The sequence below is a fragment of the Aquimarina agarivorans genome (assembly GCF_000218485.1).
Lineage (GTDB): Bacteria > Bacteroidota > Bacteroidia > Flavobacteriales > Flavobacteriaceae > Aquimarina > Aquimarina agarivorans.
In genome coordinates, this window is sequence record NZ_AFPB01000093.1 from 1 (window position 1) to 4,108 (window position 4,108).

Sequence of the window (4,108 nt, forward strand, 5' to 3'; positions counted from 1 at the left end):
TAAGGCAAAAGCGGCTTTTTTACATAATTAGGTTATAGCCCCTGACGCAAGGAAGTGCGGGTATAACTACTGGTTATGTAACTAAGCTTAGGTGGCGCGAAGGGATAGCAAGCAGTAGCAAGACAAAGGCTGTTTGTAAAACATTTGGCTTGCCACTGCGCGGGTAACTACTGCTATTATTTTTTCTTCATCTGAACAATAATGATACTCTAATTATTCAAATGAAAATAAAACGCTTATTTTAGAATCGTGTTAGCACAGACAGACATATCACCCAAAAGACGTTTACGTAAAAAGTTGCACTTAAAGGAAAAAAGTGCACAGATGTTAGCTTTTATCAATCAATTGAAACTTATGTTTCCGGATGAGAAACAAGGGATTTGCATGGGTGAAGCTAGAGTTAGAGCTTTTTTAAGAATGTTACGAGTTGGTGAAGGAACAGTAGGAGAACCTGGTTATACAAGATTATTTGGAGGTGATAATTTTACTGAATCACCACATAATAAGGATTTAAGTAATCACCCTCAGATAAAGGTATATTGGTATACAGATGATGATGGAAATAAGGTTCATAGTTCAGCAGCAGGCGCATATCAGATAATGGGGTATGTTTGGGATGACAAAAAAATGATTAACAAACGAAAGGAATATGGTATTAAAGATTTCACTCCTTTAAGTCAAGATTATTTTGCCGTTATTATCTTGAAATATAAGCGTCCAGACTTAATAGATCTTATTATAAAAAATCAAATCCGAAAAGGCTTAGAAGATTTAGCAAGTTATGAATGGGCTAGTTTACCTCCTGGACGTTACGGGCAGCCAGCTAAATCAATGAAAGAGGCATTGAAGCTTTATAATGATTATTTAAAAAAAGAATTAAAAGGGGAATCTGATCTTCATTTACCATCAGGTTTTTTAAAGAAATTTGGAATAAATTGTTGCAGTGAAAATACTATTTCTGATACAGATAGTATAATTACAATAGTTAGGAAATGGGATCACTGGACAGGAAATAATTCTAAAAGTACAACAATAGGATCTTTTTCAATATCAAATTCAACAATTGAAGGTTATATTGCAGAGCCTTATGGAGAGGAGACTGCAGAAAGTGGAAAGGATAAACGTATACCAGTTGGCACATATAGTTTAGTTTGGCATACATCAGATAATTTCCCTTTAGATAAATATGTTTCAAAAGGACAGCCAATATTACAAAATGGATTTCCTAAGCTGTATAACGATACAGTAGCTCAATCTCGAGGAATTTTAATACATATAGGGAATACAGGAAAAGATTCAGAAGGTTGTTTGCTGCCAGGAAGTGGTTTGAAAGAGAAAAACGGAGATATAGTAGGAAATACAGGGAGTACTACTAAATTCTATGAAATTATTGACTACATAGAAGAAAAGGGAATTGAAAATGTTAAAGTAGTTATCAAAGATGAAATTAACTAGACTACTATCGCTTGTTCTTTTTTTATGGTCTTTAAATTCTATTTCTCAAAATTGTACAACTGATCAATGGTTAGAAACGTATAAACGAGAATTAGGACAAGAGCTGAAGGATTCAGATATAATTTATGAGCTTGATCTCAGCAAAATACTTTTAGATCAAAGAGTAAATTATTTAGGTTTCATAGGAAAAAACAAAAAAGACTTCATTTTCATATTAAATCAATTACAAAAAAAACAGATAGCCAGTATCATGCTTTAGGGAGTACCACTGTAGGAGATAATACAAGAAATTTTGAAGGCAATATTGATATCCAACAAATATGTAGTTTTAAAAACTTTACATATGGTGTTGATGATTGGATGAAAGGAAAAATAAAGAATCAAGGAATTATAGTAGCTGAATTCTTACTTTCTGAAAATTCAAATTATAGCGCAACAGGTGTTTTTAAAGGAATATTTGTAACTAAATGGTATATAAATATTGATGGGAAACTATATTACGATGATATTGATATTGATTCTGACTCCTACTCAAATAATCAATTTATTGGAACTTGGACTAGTTACAAAACCAATAAAGAGAGTCAATGTTCTTGGGGGCATTATAAAATCCCATGTTCAGAAGATTTAAATATTGGGGCTGCGGAATTTAGTCCTAATGAAAAATATTTTGATTTTGGGTGGAGAGATTATTCAAACGAAAAAAAATAATTGGGGATGAATAAAATTAAATTATTAATCTTTTCTCTTTGCTTATTTGGGTGTAAACAGAAAATTTTAAAAGGCTCTGAAATATCATCAAATAAAGAGATTAATAAAGTAGCTCGATCTACTAGAAAACCAATTGTTAATACATTTGATATAGTTGGCTATTGGACTAATAATTGTCAAGCTGGTTCGGGGTATATTGATATACTGGATGATAATAATTTAAAAATAGAGGTTAACTCAAACCAAGTTTATTTGAAAGGGAGATATGAGAATATTAAAAGTAACTTTTATAATATCTATTTTACATCAAAAGAATTGGGGCGAGGTGGTAATAGTTTGAATTGGAATAATTACTCTAAAGATAGTATTATAGGAACTTTAAAATTAATAGATAAAAAATATGCTAATTTTAAATGGCTTGGTTTTTATAGTAACGTAACTAAGAAAAGAGAATGGGTAGATAATACAGACTTCAAATCTCCTACATTGAAAAAGTGTGATTTCTAATCCTGATGGCTCTGATATGATAGAGCGGAATTGCATTCCGTTCCTACAAAGAGGATAAAGTATATAAAAGTCCACAGCTTATTTTAGGTTGTGGATTTTTATTGATATGCCATTCTAGTTTTAGCGTCACGTAATAAAGCATCAAGATTATATAAGATAGCATCTTTATCTTTTTGAGGAAGATTGAATTACCATACCGAAGCATTTAATCACTTGGTAAAAATGCTGTACCCAAAACGAAATACTATTAATAAATACGATTACTTGATTGATAAACATGCTTTTTTACTGAACCTCAAAAACAAGTGATTAGTAAAACGGCTTCGAGTTTATGCATGCTTAGTGAGTTTTACCGAGATCAAGATAAGTTTGGGAATTTGTATGTGACACGAGAAGATATTTGCAATGCCATCCACATTTTACAAAGAGAGCTAGACCTTACAAATCGAAGTGTTTTGTTATCTCCTGTACTTCGTTGGTATGCCACTCAAATCCAATATCATTTTGGTAGTAATCCTTTTACTTTAAAACAGTTAAGATTACAACTTAGAAAAGGCAAAAGCCGTATTTATGAAGTCGTCCGAGAATTAGAATATCAAAAGATCGTAAAGCTAGTAGGTCAACAAGGTCATGCGCATGTTTTTGAATTAGTGGAACACATTCAATAAAGGCACTTTTTTAAGTACTTTTTGAGTATATTTGTATTATGGAAGTAGTAAACTATACAGATTTTCGTTCAAACCTAAAGCATTGGTTTGAGAAAGTAATTAATGATGTAAGTGATGTTATCATTAAGCGTAAAAACGGTAAAGACCTTGTTTTAATTTCTTTAGACGAATACAATTCATTAAAAGAAACTACCTACTTATTGACAGGAAAAAACAGAGATATTTTGTTAGGTTCAATTAAGGAATTAGAATCGGGTAATGGAGTAGAAAAAGATATCATAGAGTAAATGAGATTAATTTGGTCTAGTGCTTCTTGGGAAGATTATTTGTATTGGCAAAAGGTCGATAAGAAAATAGTAAAACGAATTAATGAACTTATAAAGAGTGCTAAGCGTACTCCCTTTGATGGTATTGGTAAGCCAGAAGCTTTAAAAGGAGATTTACAAGGTTATTGGTCAAGAAGAATTACAGCGGAACATCGATTAGTCTATAAATATGAAAAAGATCAATTATTGATAGCAGGTTGTCGTTATCATTATGGTAAATAACCAAGTGACTCCCTATCGGTCGAAATTTAATTAACATAGGTTACTCCTTAGCAGTCGAGTACCTATTACACTGTCAAAGGTCTCACCAGCCCCCACCCAATGCCAACACTTTTTAGTATTCACTTCCACTTGCGTTGCAGGACTACAAAAAAGCTATTGTCCCAGCCACCTTGGTCTGGCCCGTCGTGTTCTCGGTCTTTTTTGTGTCATGGTTGATTG

General features: G+C 32.2%; 6 protein-coding genes. All 6 read left to right on the forward strand.

Annotated elements, in window-relative coordinates; translation table 11 throughout:
- Positions 1-324 precede the first annotated feature (324 nt).
- The 6 genes from GMC_RS20545 to GMC_RS0105570 all read left to right on the forward strand — a co-directional run bounded on the left by GMC_RS20545 (position 325) and on the right by GMC_RS0105570 (position 3,889).
- Positions 325-1,455, forward strand: coding sequence for a DUF5675 family protein (locus tag GMC_RS20545; RefSeq protein ID WP_010521204.1), 1,131 nt, complete (start codon positions 325-327; stop codon positions 1,453-1,455).
- A 360-nt stretch (positions 1,456-1,815) separates the two neighbouring features.
- Positions 1,816-2,166: a hypothetical protein gene (locus tag GMC_RS20555; RefSeq protein ID WP_010521206.1), complete on the forward strand. Its 351-nt coding sequence runs from the start codon at positions 1,816-1,818 to the stop codon at positions 2,164-2,166.
- A 6-nt stretch (positions 2,167-2,172) separates the two neighbouring features.
- Positions 2,173-2,673 carry a hypothetical protein gene (locus tag GMC_RS0105555; RefSeq protein WP_138940571.1) on the forward strand — a complete coding sequence of 167 codons (501 nt, stop codon included), beginning with the start codon at positions 2,173-2,175 and terminating at the stop codon, positions 2,671-2,673.
- A 305-nt stretch (positions 2,674-2,978) separates the two neighbouring features.
- Positions 2,979-3,341 carry a hypothetical protein gene (locus tag GMC_RS0105560; protein WP_138940572.1) on the forward strand — a complete coding sequence of 121 codons (363 nt, stop codon included), beginning with the start codon at positions 2,979-2,981 and terminating at the stop codon, positions 3,339-3,341.
- 38 nt (positions 3,342-3,379) lie between these two features.
- Positions 3,380-3,628: a type II toxin-antitoxin system Phd/YefM family antitoxin gene (locus GMC_RS0105565; protein WP_010521209.1), complete on the forward strand. Its 249-nt coding sequence runs from the start codon at positions 3,380-3,382 to the stop codon at positions 3,626-3,628.
- Positions 3,629-3,889 (forward strand): Txe/YoeB family addiction module toxin, encoded by a 261-nt coding sequence (locus GMC_RS0105570; RefSeq protein ID WP_010521210.1) that lies wholly within the window; start codon positions 3,629-3,631, stop codon positions 3,887-3,889. It abuts the gene before it with no gap.
- Positions 3,890-4,108 lie beyond the last annotated feature (219 nt).